The following is a 23,706-nucleotide window of genomic DNA, read 5'->3' as shown; positions in this document are numbered from 1 at the left end:
ATGCGAAAGGACGATCACAAACAGCAATTAATCAAAACCATTCACAACTTGCACAACCGTGGGTGGTGTGACGGCACCGGCGGCAATTTCAGTGTTGTCTGTGAGCAGGATCCGTTGAGACTCTTAATGGCACCCAGCGGTGTGGACAAGGGATCCGTAGAAGCAACCGATCTGATTGAAGTCAATGACCACGGAGAGGTTGTCCATGGCGAAGGGAGAGCCAGTGCAGAAACATTGATGCATCTGCAAATCATCAAACAATGCTCAGCAGGGGCAGTTCTGCACACCCATTCATGCAATGGAACGCTTCTTTCCAGATTGCATCAGGCATCAGGTCACCTGAAACTGGAAGGCTGGGAAATGCTCAAAGGGCTGGCTGGCATCAGCACCCATGACACATCAGTTGAGCTGCCAATAATCGAGAACGATCAGAACTTAAAACGCCTTAGCGAACAAGCAAGCCAATATATAGAGGATGCACCCTCAGGCCTACTGGTCGCAGGACATGGCATGTATGCATGGGGTGATGATCTTTTTCAGGCCCAACGGCATACTGAAATCATTGAATTCCTACTCGAAATTTCGTGGAGACAAACACTACTCAACAAGACTCTGTGATTAAGGCCATTGTTCTTGATATCGAAGGGACGACATGCCCTGTCACCTTCGTATCGCAGACGCTGTTTCCCTTTGCCCGACGGCAACTTTCACAGACGATCTGCACACCAAACCGCAAACCCGGTGTGTCGGCTGCGATGCAAGAAGCCATCAGCGAATGGAAGCAAGACACCGATCCCACAAGCCAAGCACTCTTGCTTCAGGCAACCGATCAGAACACACCAACCCCCGAGGAAATTTCTCAGTACCTCGACCATCTCATTCAATGCGATCGAAAATCGACAGCCTTAAAAGAGCTGCAGGGAATCATTTGGGAGCAAGGCTATACCTCAGGCGAACTGCAATCCCCTTTATACGCTGATGTGATCCCAACACTCAATGCATGGAAACAGCAAGAGATAATGCTTGCTGTTTACTCATCAGGAAGCGTTAAAGCACAACAATTACTGTATTCCTATACAACCGGTGGAGACATCACTGATCAGTTCAGCCAATGGTTCGACACCCGAACAGGCCCAAAGCTCAATGCGGATAGCTACAGAGCAATCAGCCAAACCATTGAAATTAGGCCAGCATCAATTCTTTTTGTCAGTGATCATCCTGGAGAATGCGACGCAGCATTGGCTTCAGGAATGGAGACCCGATTCTGCCTCCGCGTAGGCAATCCATTCCGCGACGGCGGGGTGCACAGAGTGATCCACAATCTGAGCGAAATCAATCTCTGATCTTTCTCTGATCCTTGTGCCGAAAGAAGCCACAAAAAAAGCCACCCGCATGGGTGGCTTTCTTCGTTTGGAATGTTTTACCTGGCATCGAGCTATTTTCTCAGGGGGCTACCCCCCAAATATCGTCGCCGCTGCTGCGTTTCACAACCGAGTTCGAGATGGATCGGAGTGGTTCCACAGCGCCATGGACACCAGGATAGTTTCATTCCCAAGGATTGAACCCTGAGAACTGCATAGGTCATTACACAAAGCTCTCGCTTCACATAACGTGTCTGTCTGAATAAAACTTGCCTCAGACAAGAGCCAAATTAATGGTCAAGCCCTCGGTCTATTAGTACTCCTCCGCTGCATCCATTACTGGACTTCGACGTAGAGCCTATCAACGGGTGTTCTTCCCGTGACCTTACTGGGTTACCCCATGGGAATACTCATCTTGAGGTGGGCTTCCCACTTAGATGCTTTCAGCGGTTATCCACTCCGCACATGGCTACCCAGCGTTTACCGTTGGCACGATAACTGGTACACCAGAGGTGCGTTCCTCCCGGTCCTCTCGTACTAGGGAGAAATCCTCTCAATATTCCTACGCATACACCGGATATGGACCGAACTGTCTCACGACGTTCTGAACCCAGCTCGCGTACCGCTTTAATGGGCGAACAGCCCAACCCTTGGGACCGACTTCAGCCCCAGGTTGCGATGAGCCGACATCGAGGTGCCAAACCTCCCCGTCGATGTGAACTCTTGGGGGAGATCAGCCTGTTATCCCTAGAGTAACTTTTATCCGTTGAGCGACGGCCCTTCCACTCAGAACCGTCGGATCACTAAAGCCGACTTTCGTCCCTGTTCGACTTGTAGGTCTCACAGTCAAGCTTCCTTCTGCTTTTGCACTCGTCGGCTGATTTCCAACCAGCCTGAGGAAACCTTTGCGCGCCTCCGTTACCTTTTAGGAGGCGACCGCCCCAGTCAAACTGCCCACCTGATACTGTCCGCTCCCCGGATAACGGGTGAACGTTAGAACCCTAGCTCTGAAAGAGTGGTATCTCACCATTGACTCACCAGCACCCGCAAGCACTGGTTCAACGTCTCCCACCTATCCTGCGCATTCAGAGCCCGGGCACAATACCAAGCTACAGTAAAGCTTCATAGGGTCTTTCTGTCCGGGTGTATGTAGTCCGCATCTTCACAGACAATTCTATTTCGCCGAGCCTCTCTCCGAGACAGCGCCCTGATCGTTACGCCTTTCGTGCGGGTCGGAACTTACCCGACAAGGAATTTCGCTACCTTAGGACCGTTATAGTTACGGCCGCCGTTCACCGGGGCTTCAGTCGCCAGCTTCGCTTACGCTGACCGGCTTCCTTAACCTTCCGGCACTGGGCAGGCGTCAGCCCCCATACATCGTCTTGCGACTTAGCGGAGACCTGTGTTTTTGGTAAACAGTCGCCAGGGCCTCTTCACTGCGACCACCTTGCGGTGGCACCCCTTCTCCCGAAGTTACGGGGCCATTTTGCCGAGTTCCTTAGAGAGAGTTACCTCGCGCACCTCGGTATTCTCTACCACCCCACCTGTGTCGGTTTCGGGTACTGGCAGTTATGCCTTAACGGGTATAGAGCTTTTCTTGGAAGCATGACATCACCAACTTCGCTGCCGTAGCAGCTCGTACTCACGCCTCAGCTCGGAACGTTTTCTCCGCTCCTCAACGCCTCGAACGCTTGAACCAGTAACCAACATCTGGCTTGGCTAGCCTTCTCCGTCCCTCTTCCCAAAACATAACCGGTACAGGAATGTTGACCTGTTATCCATCGACTACGCCTTTCGGCCTCGCCTTAGGTCCAGACTAACCCTCCGCGGACGAGCCTGCCGGAGGAACCCTTAGGGTTTCGGTGCATGGGATTCTCACCCATGTTTTCGCTACTCAAGCCGACATTCTCACTTCTATGCAGTCCACGCCCGCTCACGCTAACGCTTCGCCCCACATAGAACGCTCCCCTACCATAAATCCGCAGCTTCGGTACAACACTTAGCCCCGTTCATTTTCGGCGCAGGATCGCTCGACCAGTGAGCTATTACGCACTCCTTTGAGGATGGCTGCTTCTAGGCAAACCTCCTGGTTGTCTGGGCAATCCCACCTCCTTTATCACTTAGTGTTGATTTGGGGACCTTAGCTGGCGGTCTGGGCTGTTTCCCTCTCGACCATGGAGCTTATCCCCCACAGTCTGACTGCCTCGCTACACACAGGGTATTCAGAGTTCATCTCGATTTGGTACCGCTCTCGCAGCCCGCACCGAAATGGTGGCTTTACCCCCCTGCTGGAGCACGAGACGCTACGCCTCAACGTATTTCGGGGAGAACCAGCTAGCTCCGGGTTCGATTGGCATTTCACCCCTAACCACAGCTCATCCGCTGATTTTTCAACATCAGTCGGTTCGGACCTCCACTTGGTATCACCCAAGCTTCATCCTGGCCATGGTTAGATCACCCGGGTTCGGGTCTATAAACACTGACAAACGCCCTATTCAGACTCGCTTTCGCTATGGCTCCACCATTTCCGGTTTAACCCGCCAGTGCCTATAAGTCGCCGGCTCATTCTTCAACAGGCACACGGTCACCCTATGAGTAGGGCTCCCATTGCTTGTAAGCTCACGGTTTCATGTTCTATTTCACTCCCCTCCCGGGGTTCTTTTCACCTTTCCCTCGCGGTACTGTTTCGCTATCGGTCACACAGGAGTACTTAGCCTTACGAGGTGGTCCTCGCGGATTCACACGGAATTTCACGTGCTCCGTGCTACTCGGGATACAGCTAGGTCAGTTCAGTTTTCGTGTACGGGGCTTTCACCTTCTGTGGCGTGTCTTTCAAACACTTCCACTAACATTCCTGATCCACATTGCTGTCCCACAACCCCGACAGTCGAAACTGTCGGTTTAGGCTCTTCCCCGTTCGCTCGCCGCTACTTAGGGAGTCGTTTTTACTTTCCTTTCCTCCAGCTACTAAGATGTTTCAGTTCGCTGGGTTGGCTCGCGCCAGCCTATGGATTCAGCTGGCCGTTCTAGGGGTTGCCCCATTCGGAAATTCCCGGATCAAAGCGTGTTTCCAGCTCCCCGAGACTTATCGCAGGTAACCACGTCCTTCATCGCCTCTGTGTGCCAAGGTATCCGCCGTGAGCTCTTTGTAGCTTGACCATATAATCTCCAACACGCTTGCTGTCGTTGAAACAGATTTTCCCTGATTCATTGCTGAATCAAGAATCAAACTCTTGATTGCTCGACACAATCAAAAGAACGTGATGGAGTCTCGGCTCTTGCTCTATAGAATTCGCAATCACTCCTTTTAATCATCCTTTCGGATCATTATCTAGAGTCATCGCATCATCCATGAGATGCTTTATTCTTTCCAGACTTACCTATGCAGTTGTCAAGGTTCTGCTAGAACTTCAAATCAAACCATCAATTGCTTGATCATTTGACTTGAGCCCAGCATCTTATCAACCAAACACAACAAGCAAAACTCTCTTTGCTTTCATTTGGAATGACAGGAAGCTGGGGTCATCCAGCGGACACGTCTAAAATCACACTCCAATCGAACTCATACTCCAATTCCTTTTGGAGATGGGGATACAGTTCGGTCAGTGGAGGTTAGGAGACTCGAACTCCTGACATCCTGCTTGCAAAGCAGGCGCTCTACCAACTGAGCTAAACCCCCAACACCGAATGGGCCATCCTGGACTTGAACCAGGGACCTCACCCTTATCAGGGGTGCGCTCTAACCACCTGAGCTAATGGCCCAGGAGTCTCATCCCTTCAGGGGTGTGACCTAGACAAAGTTTAGGAACTAAAAATCTCCACCATCCTCACTTGCATCGCTGCAAACTTGATGGCTTCAAAGCTGAGGTACCGATCGACCTAAGGTGACAGGATTTCGGCCTAAGAATAAAAACACTCAGACATCAAAATCGTTGTTTGTCTCCCTGTTAGGAGGTGATCCAGCCGCACCTTCCGGTACGGCTACCTTGTTACGACTTCACCCCAGTCATCAGCCCCACCTTCGACGTCCTCCTCCACAAGGGTTGGAGTAACGGCTTCGGGCGTGGCCAACTTCCATGGTGTGACGGGCGGTGTGTACAAGGCCCGGGAACGTATTCACCGCAGTATGCTGACCTGCGATTACTAGCGATTCCTCCTTCACGTAGGCGAGTTGCAGCCTACGATCTGAACTGAGCCACGGTTTATGAGATTTGCTTGTCCTCGCGAACTTGCTGCTCTTTGTCCGTAGCATTGTAGTACGTGTGTAGCCCAGGATGTAAGGGGCATGATGACTTGACGTCATCCACACCTTCCTCCGGTTTATCACCGGCGGTCTCTCTAGAGTGCCCAACTAAATGCTGGCAACTAAAGACGTGGGTTGCGCTCGTTGCGGGACTTAACCCAACATCTCACGACACGAGCTGACGACAGCCATGCACCACCTGTCACTGCGTTCCCGAAGGCACCCTCTCGTTTCCAAGAGGTTCGCAGGATGTCAAACCCTGGTAAGGTTCTTCGCGTTGCATCGAATTAAACCACATACTCCACCGCTTGTGCGGGCCCCCGTCAATTCCTTTGAGTTTCACACTTGCGTGCGTACTCCCCAGGCGGAACACTTAACGCGTTGGCTACGACACCGAGGGGGTCGATTCCCCCGACACCTAGTGTTCATCGTTTACGGCCAGGACTACAGGGGTATCTAATCCCTTTCGCTCCCCTGGCTTTCGTCCATGAGCGTCAGTTATGGCCCAGCAGAGCGCCTTCGCCACTGGTGTTCTTCCCGATATCTACGCATTTCACCGCTACACCGGGAATTCCCTCTGCCCCTACCACACTCAAGCCCAACAGTTTCCACTGCCATGATGGAGTTAAGCTCCACGTTTTAACAGCAGACTTGAAGGGCCGCCTGCGGACGCTTTACGCCCAATAATTCCGGATAACGCTTGCCACTCCCGTATTACCGCGGCTGCTGGCACGGAATTAGCCGTGGCTTATTCCTCAAGTACCGTCAGATCTTCTTCCTTGAGAAAAGAGGTTTACAGCCCAGAGGCCTTCATCCCTCACGCGGCGTTGCTCCGTCAGGCTTTCGCCCATTGCGGAAAATTCCCCACTGCTGCCTCCCGTAGGAGTCTGGGCCGTGTCTCAGTCCCAGTGTGGCTGATCATCCTCTCAGACCAGCTACTGATCGATGCCTTGGTGAGCTCTTACCTCACCAACTAGCTAATCAGACGCGGGCTCATCCTCAGGCGAAATTCATTTCACCTCTCGGCATATGGGGTATTAGCGGCCGTTTCCAGCCGTTATCCCCCTCCTGAGGGCAGATTCCCACGCGTTACTCACCCGTCCGCCACTAACCCGAAGGTTCGTTCGACTTGCATGTGTTAAGCACGCCGCCAGCGTTCATCCTGAGCCAGGATCAAACTCTCCGTTGTAGATCAAGTCCTCTCGATAACTCGCGCTATCTCAACTTGATTTGCGTCACCCACTACTCAGACATACTGGTAATAGTTGAGGCCTCCTTCCGCTGACACAGAAAGGGTTCTTAAGAGTGCACATCTAGATTTCTCTATCTATGACTTTCCAGGATCTCAGATCCGGTTGTTGCTCCACATTGCGCACACCGACAACTCCAAAGCTCGTGAAAACTCTCAAGCTGTAAGCGCAATGCTTCTTTGCAACGAATAATTGTTGACGGGACCTCACACCTTCATCGCTCTTTCATTCATCACTCACTCCTCAACCTCGCAGTTGATTCATCAGTAACAAACGCAATGAAAGCGTCAGTTCCTAAACTTTTCAGTTGTCCAGGTTCTGCCATCGCACTCCCTTTCAAGAGCGGTTGGCGGTGCAGCCTCGCGGCCGCTTGTGAAACTTACAACACCGTGGGATCGCTCCCCTTTGGCCTTGTAAGCACTTCCAAACACTACAAGCTCTCGCTCTAAGCATCTAAAAGCTGCGCTTCGGGCCTCAGCCCCCGCGCAGTCCATAACCATAACACCTCCTCACCCCTTCAACGCAACAACACCTTTACAAAAGGCATCTCAAGACTTGCTTCCACTGGCGAGAACAGAAGTCATCACTAGGTTTCGGGGATCTCCGGAGGAGAACCATGGCCGGACGGTTCAGCCAACAGAACCAGAGGGTGCGCCCGAGTTCCAAAGAGGATCAGGTCGTTCTCAAAGCCCGCGAGCATTTCGAACGCACGCTGATTCCTGTGCGCGGGCAGCTCGCTGGAAGCGTCGCGGCCCTCGAGCACCCACGGCACGACGAAGCCCTCAACTATGGCGAAATCTTCCTGCGCGACAACGTGCCGGTGATGGTCTACCTGCTCACGCAGAAACGCTTCGACATCGTCAAGCAGTTCCTGAGTCTCTGCCTTGATCTACAAAGCACCACGTATCAAACCCGAGGGGTTTTCCCCACAAGCTTCGTCGAAGAGAACGGTCAACTGATCGCTGACTACGGACAGCGCTCCATTGGTCGCATCACATCTGTTGACGCCAGTCTTTGGTGGCCCGTGCTGTGCTGGATGTATGTGAAGTCCAGTGGTGACGAGGACTTCGCCTCCAGCCAAGCAGTTCAACGCGGGGTGCAACTGCTGCTCGACCTTGTACTGCACCCAACCTTTGAAGGCACACCGGTTCTGTTCGTGCCGGACTGTGCCTTCATGATTGACCGTCCGATGGACGTTTGGGGAGCTCCGCTTGAAGTGGAAGTTCTCCTTTATGGCTCACTGCGCTGCTGTGCCCAGCTCATGGAGCTGGGGCGAAAACATCAAAGCAGCCGACTGCTGGATCAACGGCTTGTTCTGACCCGGCAGTGGGTTCATGACCTGCGGCAGTTTCTGCTCAAGCACTACTGGGTCACAAGCAAAACCATGCAGGTGCTGAGGCGACGGCCTACGGAACAGTACGGAGACAACCAGCACCAAAACGAATTCAATGTTCAGCCTCAGGTGATCCCCGACTGGCTACAGGACTGGCTTGAAAACCGCGGTGGGTACCTGATCGGAAACATACGCACGGGCCGACCCGACTTCCGCTTCTACAGCCTGGGCAACTCACTGGGCTGTTTGTTCGGACTGCTCACGGCTCCGCAACAGCGCGCTCTGTTTCGACTGACGCTGCACAACCGTGATCACCTGATGGCCGAAATGCCGATGCGCATCTGCCATCCCCCGATGGAAAGCCTGGAATGGCAGAACAAAACCGGATCCGACCCCAAAAACTGGCCCTGGAGCTACCACAACGGTGGGCACTGGCCCAGCCTTCTCTGGTTTTTCGGCAGTTCCATCCTGCTACATGAGCGCCGCCACCCCCATGCTGATGTGTTGCTCATGGGGCAGATGAAAGCATTGCTCGAAGAGTGCTACTGGAGTCATCTCAACCAGTTGCCCCGGCAACAATGGGCTGAATACTTCGATGGTCCAACGGGCACCTGGGTCGGACAGCAATCAAGGACCTATCAGACCTGGACCATCGTTGGCTTTCTCCTCCTCCATCATTTTTTACGGGTTAATCCCGATGATGTTCTCTTGCTCGACCTCGATGAGGGAGCTGTTCCGGATCCGGACTCGCACGAGAGTCATACGAGCCACAACCCATAAACCGCCAGACAAGCCAAGCCCAGTGGGAGCCCAATCAGCGTGAATTCAATGATTGAGAACGCCTTACTGCCCCGTTGCTCAGCCGACTGAAGAATAATGATGTTGCTGGCTGCGCCAAACACGGACAACGTCCCCGCGGCGGTACTACCAGCCGCCAGTGCCAAAAGCTGGGAAGGGCTCTCGGGCCCTTGATTCAAGAGCGGAAGATAAAGCTCAACCAGAGGAACGTTGGAAATCAATTGGCTGACCACGCTGCTGATCAGAACAATCTGTGGAATGCCGCGCACATCAACGTGTGTGCGCTCAAGCAGGGACTGAAACACCCCGGAGTTCCAGACTGCCTGAGTCAGCACAAACAATCCCACAAAAAAGAGGAGCGTGCTCCAGTCCATGCGTTGGAGCGTGCTCAGTCGTCGTCGACTAAACAGAAGCACTGGCGCACCGGCAATAAGTCCGATCACCGCGAAGGGCAAATCAAACAGACCACCAGCGCGAATCAAAACCAGCTTGAGGCCGATGCCCAACAGCAGAAGCACCAATCCAGCCCAACAGAGGCGTGAAAGAGCGCGATCCACAGGCCCACTGGTGACAGGGATCACCCGATGATTGGCTAACAGGCGCCCAAAGCGGATCCACAGCACGAGGAGCACCAAACCCAGGCACAAAAGGGTTGGCCAAAACAATCCACCAAGAAACGTCTCAAAGGGTCGATTCAAATCACCCTGGGTGGCGATGAGCAGATTCTGGGGATTGCCGATCGGACTCATCACACTGCCGATCGATAGGGCGTAAGCAAACGCCAACAGGAACGGTTGGCTCGGCAATTGGTTGTGTGTGGTGAGTGCAAGCAACAAGGGGACACCAAGAATCGCCGCCGTGTCGTTTGTTAACAGCGAGGCGCTCAAACCACCGACCACCACCACCAACACGAGCAAAACTGAAGCCGTCTGGGCACGCCCCCAAACAAAGGTCCCCAGCTGCGCAAGCGTGCCGCTGTCTTCAAGTGCCTGAGAGAGAACAAAAACACCGAAGAGATAGAGGATCACATCCAGATTGATCGCTTTGAAAGCATTGAACAGACTGATCTCGCCACTCACGATCACCAGCACGGCACCCAGTGCCATCAACACTGAAATCGATGGGAGACCTGGGATGAACCCACGCAGGATGATCGCCAAGAAGACCAAGATCAAGATGACAAGCGCTAAACCAGGCATCTGAATCAACCGATAAAACCCAGACTGTGATGGCACTCACAAAAAAGCCCGGTCTTCGACCGGGCTTTGAAGCAGACTCAAACGTTCAAATAATCAGAACAGTCCGAGGGTGAGGGATTTGTCGATCGGCATAGCAGCACCAATGCCTAGATAGATCGTGGTGAAAGTTCCAAATAAGAACACAGCCATGGCCACAGGACGGCGGAAGGGGTTCTGAAACTTATTGAAGCTCTCGATGAAAGGAACGAGCATCAACCCTAAAGGAACCAAAGTTTGCAGAGCGATTCCAAGCAGCTTGTTGGGAACCACACGCAGGATCTGGAAGACCGGATACAGGTACCACTCAGGAAGAATTTCCAGAGGAGTGGCAAATGGATCAGCTTTATCACCCAGCATTGCGGGGTCGAGGACTGCAAGACCCACGACGCAGGCAATGGTTCCGAGGATGACGACAGGAAAGATATAAAGGAGATCATTCGGCCAGGCCGGCTCTCCGTAATAGTTATGCCCCATGCCCTTGGCGAGCTTGGCACGCATCTTGGGATCTGATAGATCCGGCTTCTTGAGAATGTGCATGGAACGGCAGAAGATGAAAAAACCTTAGACAGACCTGAGTTTTCTGATCAGAAACGATCAGAGACTGAAACGGATCACAACGGACCAGAAATGCCCTGCTTCCGGATCATCAGGAAATGCATGAGCATGAACACCGCAAGCAGCCAAGGCATCACGAAGGTGTGAAGGCTGTAAAAGCGGGTCAACGTGGACTGCCCCACACTCTCACCACCGCGGAGAAGTTCAACCATGAAATCTCCCACCACAGGGATGGCAGCCGGAACACCGGACACGATCTTCACGGCCCAGTAGCCAACCTGATCCCAGGGAAGGGAGTAACCAGTCACTCCGAAGGAGACGGTGATCACAGCCATCGTCACGCCAGTCACCCAAGTGAGCTCGCGGGGGCGCTTGAAGCCTCCGGTGAGGTACACACGGAAGACATGCAAGATCAGCATCAGCACCATCATCGAGGCGCTCCAGCGATGCACCGAACGGATCAACCATCCGAAGCTCACGTCAGTCATGAGGTACTGAACCGAGCTGTAGGCCTCAGCAACAGTGGGCTTGTAATAGAAGGTCATCGCGAACCCAGTGGCGAACTGGATCAGGAAGCAAACCAACGTGATGCCACCCAGGCAATAAAAAATGTTGACGTGAGGGGGTACGTACTTGCTGCTGATGTCGTCAGCAATGTCCTGAATTTCAAGACGTTCCTGGAACCAGTCGTAGACGGGTGAGGAGTTCGCCATGCAGTTATGGGCTTGGATTGCGAGAGTCTACCGACGACACTCTGGGAGGCGCGCAAGAATGAAGCCAATGTTGCCGACTGTTAACAGCTGGTCAGATCTGTTGCACCGCCTTGCATTTGGGCTGTTCATCGGCGTGTTGATCAGCCTGCTGACCGCTCCTCAGGCCCTCGCTCTCAATGACGCACAGCAGCTGGTGGTGGAGAGCTGGCGTCTTGTGAATCAGAGCTATGTCGATCCCGAGACGTTCGAAACCATCCGCTGGAAGCGGCTGCGTCAGAAAGCACTGGAAAAAACCATCGAAACCAGTGAGCAGGCCTACAGCGCCATCGAAACCATGCTGCAGCCGCTGAATGACCCTTACACCCGGTTGCTCAGGCCTGACGACTACAGCGTGATGAAAGCCAGCAACGAGGGAAGCCTCAGCGGGGTGGGATTGCAGCTCGGACATCCACCTGACGGGGACTCCATTGTGGTGATTGCCCCTCTGGAGGGCTCACCTGCGGCCGATGCCGGTGTTGTCAGCGGAACAGAGATCCTCGCAGTGGATGGCGAAGGTGTTGACGCTCTCGGACTGGAAGCGACTGCAGCTCGCCTTCGGGGAGCTGTGGGCAGCCAGGTGTTGGTGACGTTGATGCCTCCTCTGGGAGAACCCAAAGAGATCAGTCTTGAAAGGCGAACCATCGACCTCCGGCCTGTGAGAACACGCCGCCTGCGCAGTGATGCTCACACCCTCGGCTACCTGCGCATCACTCAGTTCAGTGAAGGCGTTCCTTCCCAGGTGAGAGAAGCTCTTGAAGAGCTGTCCGACAAGAACGTTGAGGGGCTCGTGCTGGATCTCCGGAACAACTCTGGTGGGTTGGTGAGCGCCGGACTAGCAGTGGCTGATGTGTTCCTGGATCAGGAGCCGATCGTGGAAACACGCAATCGCGACGGAATCGCCGACCCCATTCAGGCTGGTCCTGGGGAGCTGTACAGCGGGCCAATGGTGACCCTGGTCAACAGTGGGACCGCAAGCGCTAGCGAAATCCTGGCTGGCGCACTCCAGGATGACGGTCGGTCTCTTCTGCTTGGAGAGAACACATTCGGCAAGGGACTGATTCAGACCCTCACCAACCTGAGCGATGGAAGTGGTCTGGCTGTCACGGTGGCGGGTTACGTCACCCCAAGCGGACGGGACATCCAAGGGCAAGGCATCCAACCCGACCGGATCCTGGATCAACCGGAGCCTCTCAACCCCGGAGGAGAAGGCGATCGCTGGCTGAATGATGCCGAACGAGTGCTTCAGGCACTGATCGAACAGGAGCATCCGAGCGATCAGACCCAGCCTCTGGACAGCACGGACGTGGCATCGGAACCAACCTGAATGGGCTCCCGCACTTACCACGACCCACTGCATCGAGGCATCAGCCTCGATGCGAGAGATCCAGCGGAAGCCATGGTGCTCTCGCTGGTGGACTCATCACCATTTCAACGGTTGCGCCGAATCCGGCAGCTCGGACCTGCCTTTCTCACATTCCATGGAGCCGAGTCGAGTCGATTCACCCATTCCCTTGGGGTGTTTTCCATTGCGAGGCGGGCGATGGAGAAGCTCAAAATGCTGGATCCATCACTGGAGCAGCAACGGGGTGTTCTCTACGGGGCCGCTCTGCTGCACGACCTAGGGCATGCCCCACTGAGCCACACCGGTGAAGAGATGTTCGGCACCCACCACGAGCAGTGGTCAGCGCGGGTGATCCGGGAGCATCCTCAGATCCGGGATTCCCTGGAGAATTACGCCTCAGGTACCGCTGATGCGGTTGCGGATCTCCTCGAACATGGCCATACGGAACGCGGGGTGATCAAATCCCTGGTCAGCAGCCAGCTGGATTGTGATCGCCTCGACTACCTCCTGAGGGACAGCTACAGCACCGGTGCCCGGTATGGGCAGCTTGACCTCGATCGCATTCTTGCGGCTATCACGCTTGCCCCTGATGGAGAGCTGGCCATTCACCCAAAGGGATTGATGGCGGTGGAGCACTACCTGGTGGTTCGCAACCTGATGTACCGCAGCGTTTACAACCACCGGCTGAACGTGATGTGCAACTGGCTACTGGAGCGTCTCATTCAGGAGGCCCGCCATCTCGGTCCAGACCGCATTTGGGCGGATTCCACGATTCACCGTTGGCTGTGGGAAACCGAACGCCTTGATCTCGACAGCTACCTCGCCAATGACGACCTTCGCATCGGCTACCACCTGCAGCGCTGGCAGGCTGAAGCCCCTGCCCCCCTGGCAAGCCTCTGCGATCGCTTTCTCAATCGCAGGCTGCTGAAAGCCCTGGATGTGAGCTCACTCAACACCTCCGATCGTCTGGAACTGCTTGCTGCTGCACGGACGATGTCGGAATCAGTCGGACTGGACCCCACCCTCTGCTGCGGGCTTCGGCAACACCAGCTCCACGGCTATCACCCCTACCGAGGAGGGCTCCGGCTTTGGGATGGGCACAGCCTGCAGGCCCTTGAGCAGGAGTCGGCACTCGTGAGCAGCTTGGCCACGCCCGCGGAATCGGCCTGGTTGATCCACCCCCGGGAGATTGCTGCCGAGCTGAAGACCAGGGTGAGACAGGAGGTCTCGCCTCTCTGAAGGGGGTAACGTCTGGCCATGAAAGCTGCGTCCCCTTCGCCGGCCCGACGTGTCCTGATTCTCCCGCCCCACCGGAGCTGTCACTGGCATCAGTGGCTTCCAGACCAGCGAGAGACTGTGCCGGCGGGATCGATCGTCCTCGACATGGGTGACTGGTCGATGGGTTGTCGAGAGCTCACTGAACTGATGGACGCTCTCGAGCACGAGGGTTACACGGTGCAGCAGGTCATCACCCACTGCCCCACAACACAGATCGGAGCCGCTGCCCTTGGTCTGCCGACAAGCCGCCGGCCGATGGCAGAAACTGGCGGAGAGACCGGAGAAACCGAAACCAGTGACAGGCGCGGAGACCTGCGGATTCACCGAGGAACGCTTCGATCAGGGGATCACCTCAGCAGCGAGGGGCATGCGCTGGTCATCGGGGATGTGAACCCAGGAGCGTCTGTCACAGCGAATGGCGACGTTTACATCTGGGGGCGCCTGCGCGGACGCGCCCATGCCGGGGCCGCTGGTAACCCATTAGCACGCATCGTTGCGCTGCAGCTGAGGCCGTTACAGCTGCGCATTGCCGATCTTGTCGCCAGAGGCCCGGAAGAGCCCCCGATGCCCGGACAAGCTGAACAAGCATGCATCCGCGATGGCGACATCGCCATCGAACCGGCCCAGCCTCCGTTCCTGGATGATCAAGCGAATCAACGGAAAAGTTTTTCAGCCGATTGAAGCCATTAATGTGACCGCACCAACCGGGACCCCGTGACGATTTCGCGAACGATCCTGATCTGCTCAGGCAAAGGAGGCGTTGGCAAAACAACGCTCACTGCCAATCTCGGCATCGCACTCTCCAGGCAGGGTGCACGCACTGTGGTGCTGGATGCTGATTTTGGACTGCGAAACCTTGACCTGCTCCTCGGCCTCGAAAACCGGATCGTGTACACAGCCCAGGAAGTGCTGGCTGAAACATGCCGCCTGGACCAAGCCTTGGTGAAGCACAAGCAGGAGCCGAATCTTGCCTTGCTTCCCGCCGGCAACCCACGCATGCTCGAGTGGCTGAAACCAGAGGACATGCAGGCCATCGTCGGCATGCTCTCCGAACGCTTCGATTACGTCCTTATCGACTGTCCTGCAGGCATCGAAGACGGATTCAAGAATGCTGCGGCCGCGGCCAAGGAAGCCATCGTGATCACCACTCCCGAGGTGTCCGCGGTGCGGGATGCAGATCGCGTGATCGGTCTCCTGAACACGCGAGGGGTCACCCCCGTGCAGCTCGTGCTCAACCGGGTTCGCCCCCGGATGATGGCCAACCAAGAGATGCTTGCTGTGGACGATGTCACCGACATCCTTGCGCTTCCACTGCTGGGCCTCGTTCTCGAAGATGAGCAGGTGATTGTGAGCACGAATCGAGGTGAGCCGCTCACACTCAACGGCAGCGCGTCTCCTGCAGCGAGGGCTTACACGAACATCGCCCGACGCCTTCAAGGTGAGGACGTGCCGCTGATGGATCCAGCACGGGAAGGGCGAACAGGACTGCGTGCCAAGGTTCGCCGACTGATGCAAACCAAGATCTTCTGAACGCCATGACACTTCAGGACCTTCTGGATCGAATTCTTGGTCGCCAGCCGGCCAGTGCGACCACGGCCAGAGAACGCCTCCAGCTCGTGCTGGCTCACGATCGCAGCGATCTGAGTCCCGAGCTGTTGGATCAGATGCGCCGGGAAATTTTCGAGGTCGTGGCCAAATACGTGGATATCGACCTTGAAGAGGGTGATGTCACTCTTGAAACCGAAGATCGCGTGACAGCCCTTGTGGCCAATCTGCCGATCAGGCGATCCATGGCCTCGACGAAACCTGGCGGTTGACCGTGGAATCCTCGCGGCAGCGAGACCCAACGGCATGGTCAATTCACCCAACCTCACCCAGGCCGAGATCGGCGTGATTCAGCTTCTTCTCCATGGCATGTCAAACAAGGCCATGGCAGAGACCTTGATGGTCAGCATCCGAACCATCGAGAGTCATATCAGCCATGCGCTCTTGAAAACAGGCTGCCGCTCGCGATTGGAACTGGTTCTCTGGTGGCTGAACCAGACAACAGAGCCCCACGGTCAACCCATCGGTAAACTTCCTCCCATGCCGGCTTAGCTCAGCGGTAGAGCAGCGCTTTTGTAAAGCGAAGGTCATCGGTTCAAATCCGTTAGCCGGCTTCCAAAGGGGATGGATCCTTCAAGGGTGATCGCGATCGCGGTGCCCGGCAAGGAGCCACAGCCCTGTGAACGCGAACAACCAGGGCAGCACGTTGAGCTCGAACACCGGGGTGAAAAGACGAATCACCGGCTCAAGAAGCCAGTGAAAGGCCGTCTGGAGAAACAGCACGAGCGCTATTAACCAGATCATCGCGTTAGGCGCTGCCGTCTGGAACCATCACAGCGCCCTGACGCAGCATCTGCCAGCACCCCGGAGATGTCCACTTCAGAACGGTGCTGGCCAGACCCGATGGTTGGGGCCACGGCAAAGGGCCAAGCAAGGGAAGATCAGGGAAAGCCGCGGCCGCCTGCTCAGCGCTGCAATTTGGAGTTGCGCCCGATCGGTTGGCACTCGATGTGGCCAAAGGACCACACCGAGCCAGGAGAGATCGGGTCACGGCACAGGCAGGAATCCTCATGCCAAGCGTGTCTTGACCCGGATTGAGGTGGTTCATCAGCGCCCCCTCGGCAGGCAGAACCAGCGTGAGCGGCCCAGGCCAATAACGGTCGACCAGAGGCAGAGCATCCACCCTCGCGCTGTCAGTGGTGAGGTCGAGAAGATCGCTGACCTCTGCCGCCATCAGGATCAACGGTTTGTCCTGCGGGCGTTGTTTCAATGTCCAGATCTTGGCCGCAGAGGGAGGAGAACACGCCAACGCCGGCAGCGTATCTGTAGGCAGGAGTGCAGCGCCCCCGCCAAGAAGGTGACTGGCAATCTCATCGACTGCCTTCAGTTGTGCATCCAAAGGCGTCATGACCATCGCCTGGAAAGTTCTCACCCTCGCAAGGGACGCCGTGCCAGGGCAAAGCGCATCACACCCTGAAGGTCGGGACGGGCCTGAACAGCATCAAGACCTGCATTGCGCAGCAGCAACAGAACAGCCTCGCTCTGGTCATGGTGATGCTCCAGCAAAAGCCATCCCCCTGGAGCCAGAGCCCTTGGTGCTTCATCAATGATCGCTCGACAGCTGTCCAACCCGTCATCGCCACCCGAGAGGGCGAGATGAGGTTCATGGTCGCGAACCACCGGCTCGAGACCAACCAACTGAGCGCGCGGGATGTAAGGAGGATTCGAAAGCACCAGATGCAAGTTGCCCCACAAAAGACGCAAGGGCTCCCACCAGCTGCCCACGTGCAGCCTGCAGCAAGGCGAGGGCGCGAGTGATCGCAGATTCACACGCGCCAGCTCAAGGGCCTCGGCGCTGAGATCGACAGCATGCCCTTCCCAGCGGGGCAGGGATCGGGCGAGAGCGACAGCCAGGGCACCACTTCCGGTACCGAGATCAGCCCAGACACCTCTCTCAGAACAAGCATCTGGATCCGAGAGCTTCAAGCATTGCAGAGCCAGATCAATCAGCAGCTCAGTCTCCTGGCGGGGAATTAGCGCTGCTGGGCTGACCTGCAACTCCACATCACGCCATGGACACCGTCCCACCAGATGCTGAAGAGGAACATGCTCCTTGACATGTCGATGCCACAACGATTCCAGCTCGTTGAAGGATGCAGCGAGCTGAACGCTTGATTCCGGCAGGATTCGCATCTTCTGCAATGCAGCCCAGCTCAGATCGCCCTGCATCATCAGCAGCCAGTCGAAATCAACAGCCCGCCCCCCCTGGGCAAGCTGGGATCGGCGCCAAGCGAGCAGGTCCTGCCCTGAGCAACGCGGTTTTTGCATGGGCAGAAGCTAGAGGGAGCGCCAGCGCAGGCCAGGCATCGCTGTCACGACGCCTTCAAGCTCTAATTGCATCAAGTTCTTGGCGATGTGCTGAGGATCCTCCTGAAGACGCTTTGCCATCTGCTCAAGAGTGGCACCGTCATTCACCTGCTGGAGGAGCTTCTCTGTCGATGGTTTCAATGCCGTGGGGCTGACCATCGAGTCCTGACAGGGGACAGGGCCGGTTCCCAGCGCATGGATGAACGCCCTGGGATCAACCAGAGCGGAAGCCTTCCCTTGCAGGAGTGCATTACTGCCCTGCGCAGAGTGACGCATGGCATCACCTGGAACCACCCAGAGCGGTAGCCCAATCGACTGGGCAATGGCAGCGGAATGCAAAGCACCACTGGCCTTGGGACACTCCACGATCACCACTGCCCTGGCGACAGCCACCAGCAACCGATTCCTGAGGGCAAACGTCGACCTTCGCACCCCGGCGTCATCCCTGAGCTCCGTGAAGAGAAGCCCGATCTCTGCGACGGACTGCTGCAACCCACGATGGTCCTGGGGATAGACCCTGTGCAAAGGAGTACCGAGGACCCCAACGGGCACACCTCTGGATCGAACACAGGCCCGATGAACGGCAGCATCAATGCCTTCTGCCAGCCCACTCACCACTGGCCACCCAGCCAAGGAGAGGGACCGCCCGAGCGCCTCCGCCATTCTCAGTCCATGGGCCGACGGTCGACGGGTACCAATCACAGCCACGGCCTGACGACTGGAGAGCAGGGGCCAAAGATCACGGCGACCACACCACTGCAATGAGAGAGGCGGGCGATCGAGACCGCTTAGGGACTCTGGCCAGCATGCGTCCATCGGCAGCAGAACATGGTCTGGAACCGCGACACTGCCTGGCGATCGACACGCTTGGCGGTAACGCGCCAGCGAACGAATCAATGACTCGGGCCAGCCAAGAACATCACGAAACCTGGAGAGAGGCCAATCCCAGAGATCACCCAATCCACAATCCATCTCGCAAGACAAGCCCGCGAGCTGCTGCATACGCGTAGACCCAATTCCAGGACAACCCGACCAAACCCACCACCAAGAGCGATCCAACACCAGCAATAAGTACATGTGTACTGATTTCAATGCGTTCGCTTGCTGCCTGTCAATGCTTCGAAAACTTCCGCCACCTCCGCGGGAGGGTGTCGCAAGACCTTCCGAGCGCCTTGTACTTGAACAAGCGCCAAGTCAACCCTGGCTTCAACCGCACAGACGCCAGATCGCATCACGCACGTTGTCCAGGGCCAGCGCACGCCATGACGCGGCTTCGGCCATGACTCCAGCAAAACCTCATCGCCGAGCCTCAAGGCCTCTCTGTAGCGGATGTCGAGACGCACCACAGGCATTTCCAGCCCTGCCGCGACAAAGCGCTCATAAGGGAAGCCAATGGCACAGAGCGCCTCAACCCTGGCCTCCTCCAGCCAAGCCACGTAGCCCCCATGCCACATCACGCCACCGTGATCCGTGTGCTGAGGAAGCACACGCTTAACAAGGCGGAATGGACTCGCCGTAACGCTCTCATTCACCATCGAAGAGCACCAATGAAACAGCCATAGGCTGCTGCATGTCTGAAGCAATGCAGTGTTCAAGAACCTGTTGATCGCCGACTCCGGCAAAGGCCACGTGGAAGAGATGGTCCGCATGCTGCGAGACCTGCCCGCTTGTCAGACAGCGAGAGTGAACTTGCTGCATGTGGTTTCCGAACAGAGCAAGGACAATTCAGACCAGCACTGGACCACGGCCGGCAGCCTGTTGGCCAAGGCTATTGAAAAGCTTGGCCTCAACCCGGGTGACGTGAACTCGATCATCCGCCAGGGAGACGCCAAACAGACCGTTCTCACGGTGGCTGATGAGCTGGATGCGGATCTGATCGTGATGGGCTCCCGCGGCCTGGGACGCTTGCAATCGATCCTTGGCAATAGCGCCAGCCAGTACGTTTTTCAGCTGTCCACGCGCCCCATGCTCCTGGTTCGTGACGACCTCTATGTGAGACACATCAATCGCGTCTTGGTGACGATCGACGGAACTGGCGTTGGAGACGACGCCCTCAGGCTGGCCTGCGAGATGGTGAGAGAAATTCCTGGCGGACAACTCACAGGTGTGCACGTTTCGCGCTCAGAACCAACCCCATCGCGAGGGGCATCCGGGACCAGCGACACCCTGCTTGATCAGGCCGTTCAAAAGGCGCGGATACTCGGAGTCACTCTTACCCCACTCCATGTCACGGATGCGGATGTGGGCAAGGGTGTGTGCCAGGCAGCAGAGAAAATCCAAGCCGATCTCGTGGTGTTGGCTTCGCAAGATCGACGCCCTCTCGTGGCAAGGGGACTCGTTGATCTCGACAAGTTGCTAGGGGGATCTGTCAGTGACTACATCAGAGTGCATGCCCCCGCCCCTGTGCTGCTTGTACGCGAACCAGAGCGGCGCTGAGTCCAAACCAACAGGGAGGGGGAATCAACCCTCCTTGCTGTTGGTTTGGATGAAGAGAATGATCAAGAAAACGGTTGGCACAAGCACAAAAAGCAGGCTGGCCACGAAACCGAGGTCGTTGGTTTCCATGAACGATCGAGAATCTGATGGAACGTATCACCGCTCGGAAGGGTTCGACGCGAACCCATCACGGCTCGTCACCGGGTGTAGCAGGAGCGTCGGTGGATGACTGATTATGAACAACCTCATCATCTCCTGCCTCTTCGTCGTCATCCTCACCGCTTTCCACCACAGGCCATGCCGTGGGGCCTTGCGGCAGGGGTGCACCGAGAGCCGCCTCAATGCGTCGGCGCTGATCGCCCATCGACACCTGCGGCCTCGTGAGAATCACAACAGAACGTTCCACAAGAGCCTGGCAGGCGAGTCTCCAGCTTTCAGGCCGGCGGCGGAGCTTGGCGTCCTCCACAGCCGTGCGAACGGAGAGGGAGTTGGCGGCCGACTGATCCCCCTTGACCTCGACAAAACAGGTGATGCACTGCCCACATCCACCACAGTTCCCCAGCTGGCCTTTCAAGCCATAGAGCTGAATGCCCTCCCTGAGGGCCACATCGCGGAGGTTCTCGCCGGGATAGCACTCAACATCGCGACCTTCGCGCACAAACCGGATCACAGGCATGGAATCTCCCGGAAGCGACGCAGGACAGCGCCAAAGCCCCAACACTCTGGAGCCTGAAGTTGCGATTTGTAACCCCCCTGCTGAGACTCGGCCAAGCCATTCGAACCGGGATGAAAACAGCCACGAGGGGGCAGCGCCAATCTCGCCATGCCAATTCCAGACGTTGCAGCTCGCGACAAGGGCACGCGCACACTGAGATGGACGCCTTACGATCGCCAGGTCTGGCTGCCATTGCAGCTCCGTTCCCCCGAACCTGACCCATGGGATTGCCCTGGTATCGGGTGCACACCGTCGTCATCAACGACCCCGGCCGCCTCTTGGCCGTGCACCTCATGCACACTGCCCTCGTTGCCGGCTGGGCCGGCTCGATGGCCCTTTATGAACTTGCCATCTTCGATCCGTCCGATCCTGTCCTGAACCCAATGTGGCGTCAGGGCATGTTCGTGATGCCCTTCATGGCACGCCTCGGCGTGACCGACAGCTGGGGTGGTTGGAGTATCACCGGCGCCACCGGAGTCGATCCAGGTTTCTGGAGCTTCGAAGGAGTTGCCGCCGCCCACATCGTGTTCAGCGGCCTGCTGATGCTGGCTGCCATTTGGCACTGGACCTACTGGGACCTCGAGATCTGGCAAGACCCCCGCACAGGGGAGCCTGCTCTCGATCTCCCCAAGATTTTCGGTATTCACCTCCTCCTCGCTGGTCTTGGTTGCTTCGGTTTCGGAGCCTTCCACCTCACTGGTGTATTCGGGCCTGGAATGTGGATCTCTGACCCTTACGGCATCACTGGTCACCTCGAACCAGTGCAACCTTCATGGGGTCCTGAAGGATTCAATCCCTTCAATCCGGGGGGCATTGTTGCTCACCACATTGCCGCCGGAATCGTTGGCATCATCGCTGGAATTTTCCACATCACGACCCGTCCCCCCGAGCGCCTTTACAAAGCGCTGCGAATGGGCAACATCGAAACGGTGCTTGCCAGTGCCATTGCAGCTGTTTTCTTCGCTGCATTCATCGTTGCCGGAACCATGTGGTACGGAGCAGCTGCCACCCCAATTGAGTTGTTTGGTCCCACTCGTTACCAGTGGGATCAGAACTATTTCAAGACGGAGATCAACCGTCGCGTTCAAACTGCGATGGATCAAGGCGCAACCGCATCAGAGGCGTACGCTTCGATTCCTGAAAAGCTCGCTTTCTACGACTACGTCGGCAACAGCCCTGCCAAGGGCGGTCTGTTCCGTGTCGGCCCGATGGTGAATGGCGACGGTCTTCCCACCGGGTGGCTCGGCCATATCTCCTTCACCGACAAAGAAGGTCGGGAATTGCAGGTCAGGCGTCTTCCCAACTTCTTCGAGAACTTCCCCGTCATCCTTGAAGACAGTGATGGAATCGTTCGTGGAGACATTCCCTTCCGCCGCGCTGAAGCGAAATACTCCTTCGAACAACAAGGCATCACTGCAACAGTGTTTGGTGGTGCCCTGGATGGTCAAACCTTCACCGATCCTGCTGAGGTGAAGCGTCTGGCCCGAAAGTCACAACTGGGTGAAGCGTTCGAATTTGATCGCGAGACCTACAACTCCGACGGAACGTTCCGCAGTTCACCCCGCGGCTGGTTCACCTTCGGCCACGCAACCTTTGCGCTGCTGTTCTTCTTCGGCCATATCTGGCACGGTGCTCGTACCCTGTACCGCGATGTGTTTGCCGGTATCGATCCAGACCTCGGTGAACAGGTGGAATTTGGCCTCTTCCAGAAACTGGGAGACCGCTCCACCCGTCGTCTGCCCGATGGCTATGTGCCACCGGCAGGCACCCCGCTCAGCTAATCGCCCTCCAGGAGTCATCCGATGGAAAGCTTTGCTTACATCCTCATCCTCACCCTTGCGATTGCCACCCTTTTCTTCGCCATCGCCTTCCGCGATCCACCGAAGATCGGCAAGTAGTCCTTCAAACCCCGCCAAATGGCGGGGTTTTTTATGTTTTTCGAGGGAAATCACCGCTGGTGTGTTCACCCCTGGACGCAAACCGTATGATTAGTGCACATTCGTGTATGCGGGCGTGCAGTGCCCTTCCTGCCAAAACACAGACAGCCGCGTGCTCGAGTCACGAGCAGCGGATGGGGGTCGCAGTGTGCGACGTCGCAGGGAATGCTTGAACTGTGAGTTCCGCTTCACCACCTACGAACGCGTCGAGACCGTACCGATCACCGTGATCAAACGGAACGGCAACCGCGAAACATTCAGTCGCTCCAAGCTTCTCCACGGACTTAGCCGTGCGTGCGAAAAAACAGGACTAGCCCCAGAGCGGCTCGAAACAATTGTGGATGAACTGGAACTGACCTTGCAGCAACGTAGTGGTCGAGAAGTTTCAAGCCATGACATCGGCGAACTGGTGCTCGAGCAGCTCAAGGAACTGAGCGAAGTTGCTTATGTCCGCTTTGCCTCGGTTTACAGGCAATTCAGTGGCGTCAGCGATTTCGTGGCCACGCTCGAAGGGATCAACGCCTCCAAGACACCCCTGGAAGCACTGGTTTAAAAG

At 56.4% G+C, this 23,706-nt stretch carries 23 protein-coding genes, 3 tRNA genes and 3 rRNA genes; 14 read left to right on the top strand and 15 right to left on the bottom strand.

Going from position 1 to position 23,706, the window contains the following annotated elements; genetic code table 11:
- Together mtnB and mtnC are read left to right on the top strand one after the other, a co-directional pair.
- Complete coding sequence (gene mtnB, locus SynMEDNS5_RS02695) at window positions 1-618, top strand: methylthioribulose 1-phosphate dehydratase (protein WP_186584172.1); 618 nt, start codon at window positions 1-3, stop codon at window positions 616-618.
- Window positions 615-1,343, top strand: a complete 729-nt coding sequence (gene mtnC / locus SynMEDNS5_RS02690) for an acireductone synthase (RefSeq protein ID WP_186584171.1) — start codon at window positions 615-617, stop codon at window positions 1,341-1,343. Before mtnB ends, mtnC begins: the two co-directional genes overlap by 4 nt.
- 79 nt (window positions 1,344-1,422) lie before the next feature.
- Here the strand turns inward: mtnC and rrf are convergent.
- From rrf to SynMEDNS5_RS02665, 5 genes are all read right to left on the bottom strand, one after another.
- A 5S ribosomal RNA gene (gene rrf, locus SynMEDNS5_RS02685) occupies window positions 1,423-1,539 on the bottom strand.
- 115 nt (window positions 1,540-1,654) lie between these two features.
- Window positions 1,655-4,520 (bottom strand): 23S ribosomal RNA (locus tag SynMEDNS5_RS02680).
- Window positions 4,521-4,967: 447 nt separating this feature from the next.
- Window positions 4,968-5,040 (bottom strand) — tRNA-Ala (locus SynMEDNS5_RS02675).
- A gap of 9 nt (window positions 5,041-5,049) precedes the next feature.
- A tRNA-Ile gene (locus tag SynMEDNS5_RS02670) sits at window positions 5,050-5,123 on the bottom strand.
- A 185-nt stretch (window positions 5,124-5,308) separates the two neighbouring features.
- Window positions 5,309-6,793, bottom strand: a 16S ribosomal RNA gene (locus tag SynMEDNS5_RS02665).
- Together the 16S, 23S and 5S rRNA genes with 2 tRNA genes alongside form the textbook arrangement of a ribosomal RNA operon.
- A 677-nt stretch (window positions 6,794-7,470) precedes the next feature.
- On the opposite strand from SynMEDNS5_RS02665, the gene SynMEDNS5_RS02660 reads away from it, so the two are divergent.
- Window positions 7,471-8,967 carry a glycoside hydrolase 100 family protein gene (locus tag SynMEDNS5_RS02660; protein ID WP_186584170.1) on the top strand — a complete coding sequence of 499 codons (1,497 nt, stop codon included), beginning with the start codon at window positions 7,471-7,473 and terminating at the stop codon, window positions 8,965-8,967.
- Here the strand turns inward: SynMEDNS5_RS02660 and SynMEDNS5_RS02655 are convergent.
- The 3 genes from SynMEDNS5_RS02655 to petB all read right to left on the bottom strand — a co-directional run bounded on the left by SynMEDNS5_RS02655 (window position 8,946) and on the right by petB (window position 11,491).
- Window positions 8,946-10,145 carry an SLC13 family permease gene (locus SynMEDNS5_RS02655; RefSeq protein ID WP_186584169.1) on the bottom strand — a complete coding sequence of 400 codons (1,200 nt, stop codon included), beginning with the start codon at window positions 10,143-10,145 and terminating at the stop codon, window positions 8,946-8,948. The genes SynMEDNS5_RS02660 and SynMEDNS5_RS02655 overlap by 22 nt on opposite strands.
- A gap of 132 nt (window positions 10,146-10,277) precedes the next feature.
- Window positions 10,278-10,760, bottom strand: coding sequence for a cytochrome b6-f complex subunit IV (gene petD, locus SynMEDNS5_RS02650; protein WP_186584168.1), 483 nt, complete (start codon window positions 10,758-10,760; stop codon window positions 10,278-10,280).
- A 74-nt stretch (window positions 10,761-10,834) separates the two neighbouring features.
- Window positions 10,835-11,491, bottom strand: coding sequence for a cytochrome b6 (gene petB, locus SynMEDNS5_RS02645; protein ID WP_006042106.1), 657 nt, complete (start codon window positions 11,489-11,491; stop codon window positions 10,835-10,837).
- Between the two features lie 67 nt (window positions 11,492-11,558).
- On the opposite strand from petB, the gene ctpZ reads away from it, so the two are divergent.
- The 7 genes from ctpZ (at window position 11,559) to SynMEDNS5_RS02610 (ending at window position 16,309) form a co-directional block, all read left to right on the top strand.
- Window positions 11,559-12,854, top strand: coding sequence for a carboxyl-terminal processing protease CtpZ (gene ctpZ, locus SynMEDNS5_RS02640; protein WP_186584167.1), 1,296 nt, complete (start codon window positions 11,559-11,561; stop codon window positions 12,852-12,854).
- Entirely contained in the window at window positions 12,855-14,111 is a 1,257-nt protein-coding gene (locus SynMEDNS5_RS02635; protein ID WP_186584166.1) for an HD domain-containing protein, read from the top strand.
- A gap of 18 nt (window positions 14,112-14,129) precedes the next feature.
- The gene (gene minC / locus SynMEDNS5_RS02630; RefSeq protein ID WP_186584165.1) at window positions 14,130-14,831 is read left to right on the top strand and encodes a septum site-determining protein MinC; all 702 of its coding nucleotides are present in this window, start codon (window positions 14,130-14,132) and stop codon (window positions 14,829-14,831) included.
- Between the two features lie 33 nt (window positions 14,832-14,864).
- Window positions 14,865-15,680 carry a septum site-determining protein MinD gene (minD, locus tag SynMEDNS5_RS02625; RefSeq protein ID WP_186584164.1) on the top strand — a complete coding sequence of 272 codons (816 nt, stop codon included), beginning with the start codon at window positions 14,865-14,867 and terminating at the stop codon, window positions 15,678-15,680.
- 5 nt (window positions 15,681-15,685) lie between these two features.
- Window positions 15,686-15,967: a cell division topological specificity factor MinE gene (gene minE / locus SynMEDNS5_RS02620; RefSeq protein ID WP_186584163.1), complete on the top strand. Its 282-nt coding sequence runs from the start codon at window positions 15,686-15,688 to the stop codon at window positions 15,965-15,967.
- 34 nt (window positions 15,968-16,001) lie between these two features.
- Window positions 16,002-16,247, top strand: coding sequence for a response regulator transcription factor (locus SynMEDNS5_RS02615; protein ID WP_186584162.1), 246 nt, complete (start codon window positions 16,002-16,004; stop codon window positions 16,245-16,247).
- A tRNA-Thr gene (locus SynMEDNS5_RS02610) sits at window positions 16,238-16,309 on the top strand. The genes SynMEDNS5_RS02615 and SynMEDNS5_RS02610 overlap by 10 nt, the downstream gene beginning before the upstream one ends.
- A 19-nt stretch (window positions 16,310-16,328) precedes the next feature.
- Here SynMEDNS5_RS02610 and SynMEDNS5_RS02605 read toward each other — a convergent pair.
- The 5 genes from SynMEDNS5_RS02605 to SynMEDNS5_RS02585 all read right to left on the bottom strand — a co-directional run bounded on the left by SynMEDNS5_RS02605 (window position 16,329) and on the right by SynMEDNS5_RS02585 (window position 19,597).
- A complete protein-coding gene (locus SynMEDNS5_RS02605; RefSeq protein WP_186584161.1) occupies window positions 16,329-16,499 on the bottom strand; it encodes a hypothetical protein in 171 nt (56 codons plus the stop codon).
- 4 nt (window positions 16,500-16,503) lie between these two features.
- Window positions 16,504-17,103 (bottom strand): L-threonylcarbamoyladenylate synthase, encoded by a 600-nt coding sequence (locus SynMEDNS5_RS02600; protein WP_186584160.1) that lies wholly within the window; start codon window positions 17,101-17,103, stop codon window positions 16,504-16,506.
- 20 nt (window positions 17,104-17,123) lie between these two features.
- Window positions 17,124-18,023 carry a peptide chain release factor N(5)-glutamine methyltransferase gene (gene prmC, locus SynMEDNS5_RS02595; protein ID WP_186584159.1) on the bottom strand — a complete coding sequence of 300 codons (900 nt, stop codon included), beginning with the start codon at window positions 18,021-18,023 and terminating at the stop codon, window positions 17,124-17,126.
- Between the two features lie 9 nt (window positions 18,024-18,032).
- Window positions 18,033-19,064: a DNA-processing protein DprA gene (locus SynMEDNS5_RS02590; RefSeq protein ID WP_255440259.1), complete on the bottom strand. Its 1,032-nt coding sequence runs from the start codon at window positions 19,062-19,064 to the stop codon at window positions 18,033-18,035.
- A gap of 86 nt (window positions 19,065-19,150) precedes the next feature.
- Window positions 19,151-19,597, bottom strand: coding sequence for a thioesterase family protein (locus tag SynMEDNS5_RS02585; RefSeq protein ID WP_186584157.1), 447 nt, complete (start codon window positions 19,595-19,597; stop codon window positions 19,151-19,153).
- A gap of 52 nt (window positions 19,598-19,649) precedes the next feature.
- Between SynMEDNS5_RS02585 and SynMEDNS5_RS02580 the strand changes: the two genes are divergently transcribed.
- Window positions 19,650-20,498 (top strand): universal stress protein, encoded by an 849-nt coding sequence (locus SynMEDNS5_RS02580; RefSeq protein WP_186584156.1) that lies wholly within the window; start codon window positions 19,650-19,652, stop codon window positions 20,496-20,498.
- 24 nt (window positions 20,499-20,522) lie between these two features.
- Here SynMEDNS5_RS02580 and psbM read toward each other — a convergent pair whose 3' ends face one another.
- Together psbM and SynMEDNS5_RS02570 are read right to left on the bottom strand one after the other, a co-directional pair.
- The gene (psbM, locus tag SynMEDNS5_RS02575; protein WP_011932433.1) at window positions 20,523-20,627 is read right to left on the bottom strand and encodes a photosystem II reaction center protein PsbM; all 105 of its coding nucleotides are present in this window, start codon (window positions 20,625-20,627) and stop codon (window positions 20,523-20,525) included.
- 58 nt (window positions 20,628-20,685) lie between these two features.
- Window positions 20,686-21,174 carry a 2Fe-2S iron-sulfur cluster-binding protein gene (locus SynMEDNS5_RS02570; RefSeq protein WP_186584155.1) on the bottom strand — a complete coding sequence of 163 codons (489 nt, stop codon included), beginning with the start codon at window positions 21,172-21,174 and terminating at the stop codon, window positions 20,686-20,688.
- Window positions 21,175-21,434: 260 nt separating this feature from the next.
- On the opposite strand from SynMEDNS5_RS02570, the gene psbB reads away from it, so the two are divergent.
- The 3 genes from psbB (at window position 21,435) to nrdR (ending at window position 23,703) form a co-directional block, all read left to right on the top strand.
- Complete coding sequence (psbB, locus tag SynMEDNS5_RS02565; RefSeq protein ID WP_186584154.1) at window positions 21,435-22,994, top strand: photosystem II chlorophyll-binding protein CP47; 1,560 nt, start codon at window positions 21,435-21,437, stop codon at window positions 22,992-22,994.
- A gap of 21 nt (window positions 22,995-23,015) precedes the next feature.
- Window positions 23,016-23,111, top strand: coding sequence for a photosystem II reaction center protein T (locus SynMEDNS5_RS02560; protein ID WP_006042122.1), 96 nt, complete (start codon window positions 23,016-23,018; stop codon window positions 23,109-23,111).
- 115 nt (window positions 23,112-23,226) lie between these two features.
- Window positions 23,227-23,703: a transcriptional regulator NrdR gene (gene nrdR, locus SynMEDNS5_RS02555; protein ID WP_186584153.1), complete on the top strand. Its 477-nt coding sequence runs from the start codon at window positions 23,227-23,229 to the stop codon at window positions 23,701-23,703.
- Window positions 23,704-23,706: the final 3 nt, after the last annotated feature.

The organism is Synechococcus sp. MEDNS5 (assembly GCF_014279875.1).
In the GTDB taxonomy this organism is placed as follows: Bacteria; Cyanobacteriota; Cyanobacteriia; order PCC-6307; family Cyanobiaceae; genus Synechococcus_C.
The sequence above is the reverse complement of the archived record's forward strand: the minus strand, read 5'-3'. Positions and strand labels throughout refer to the sequence as shown.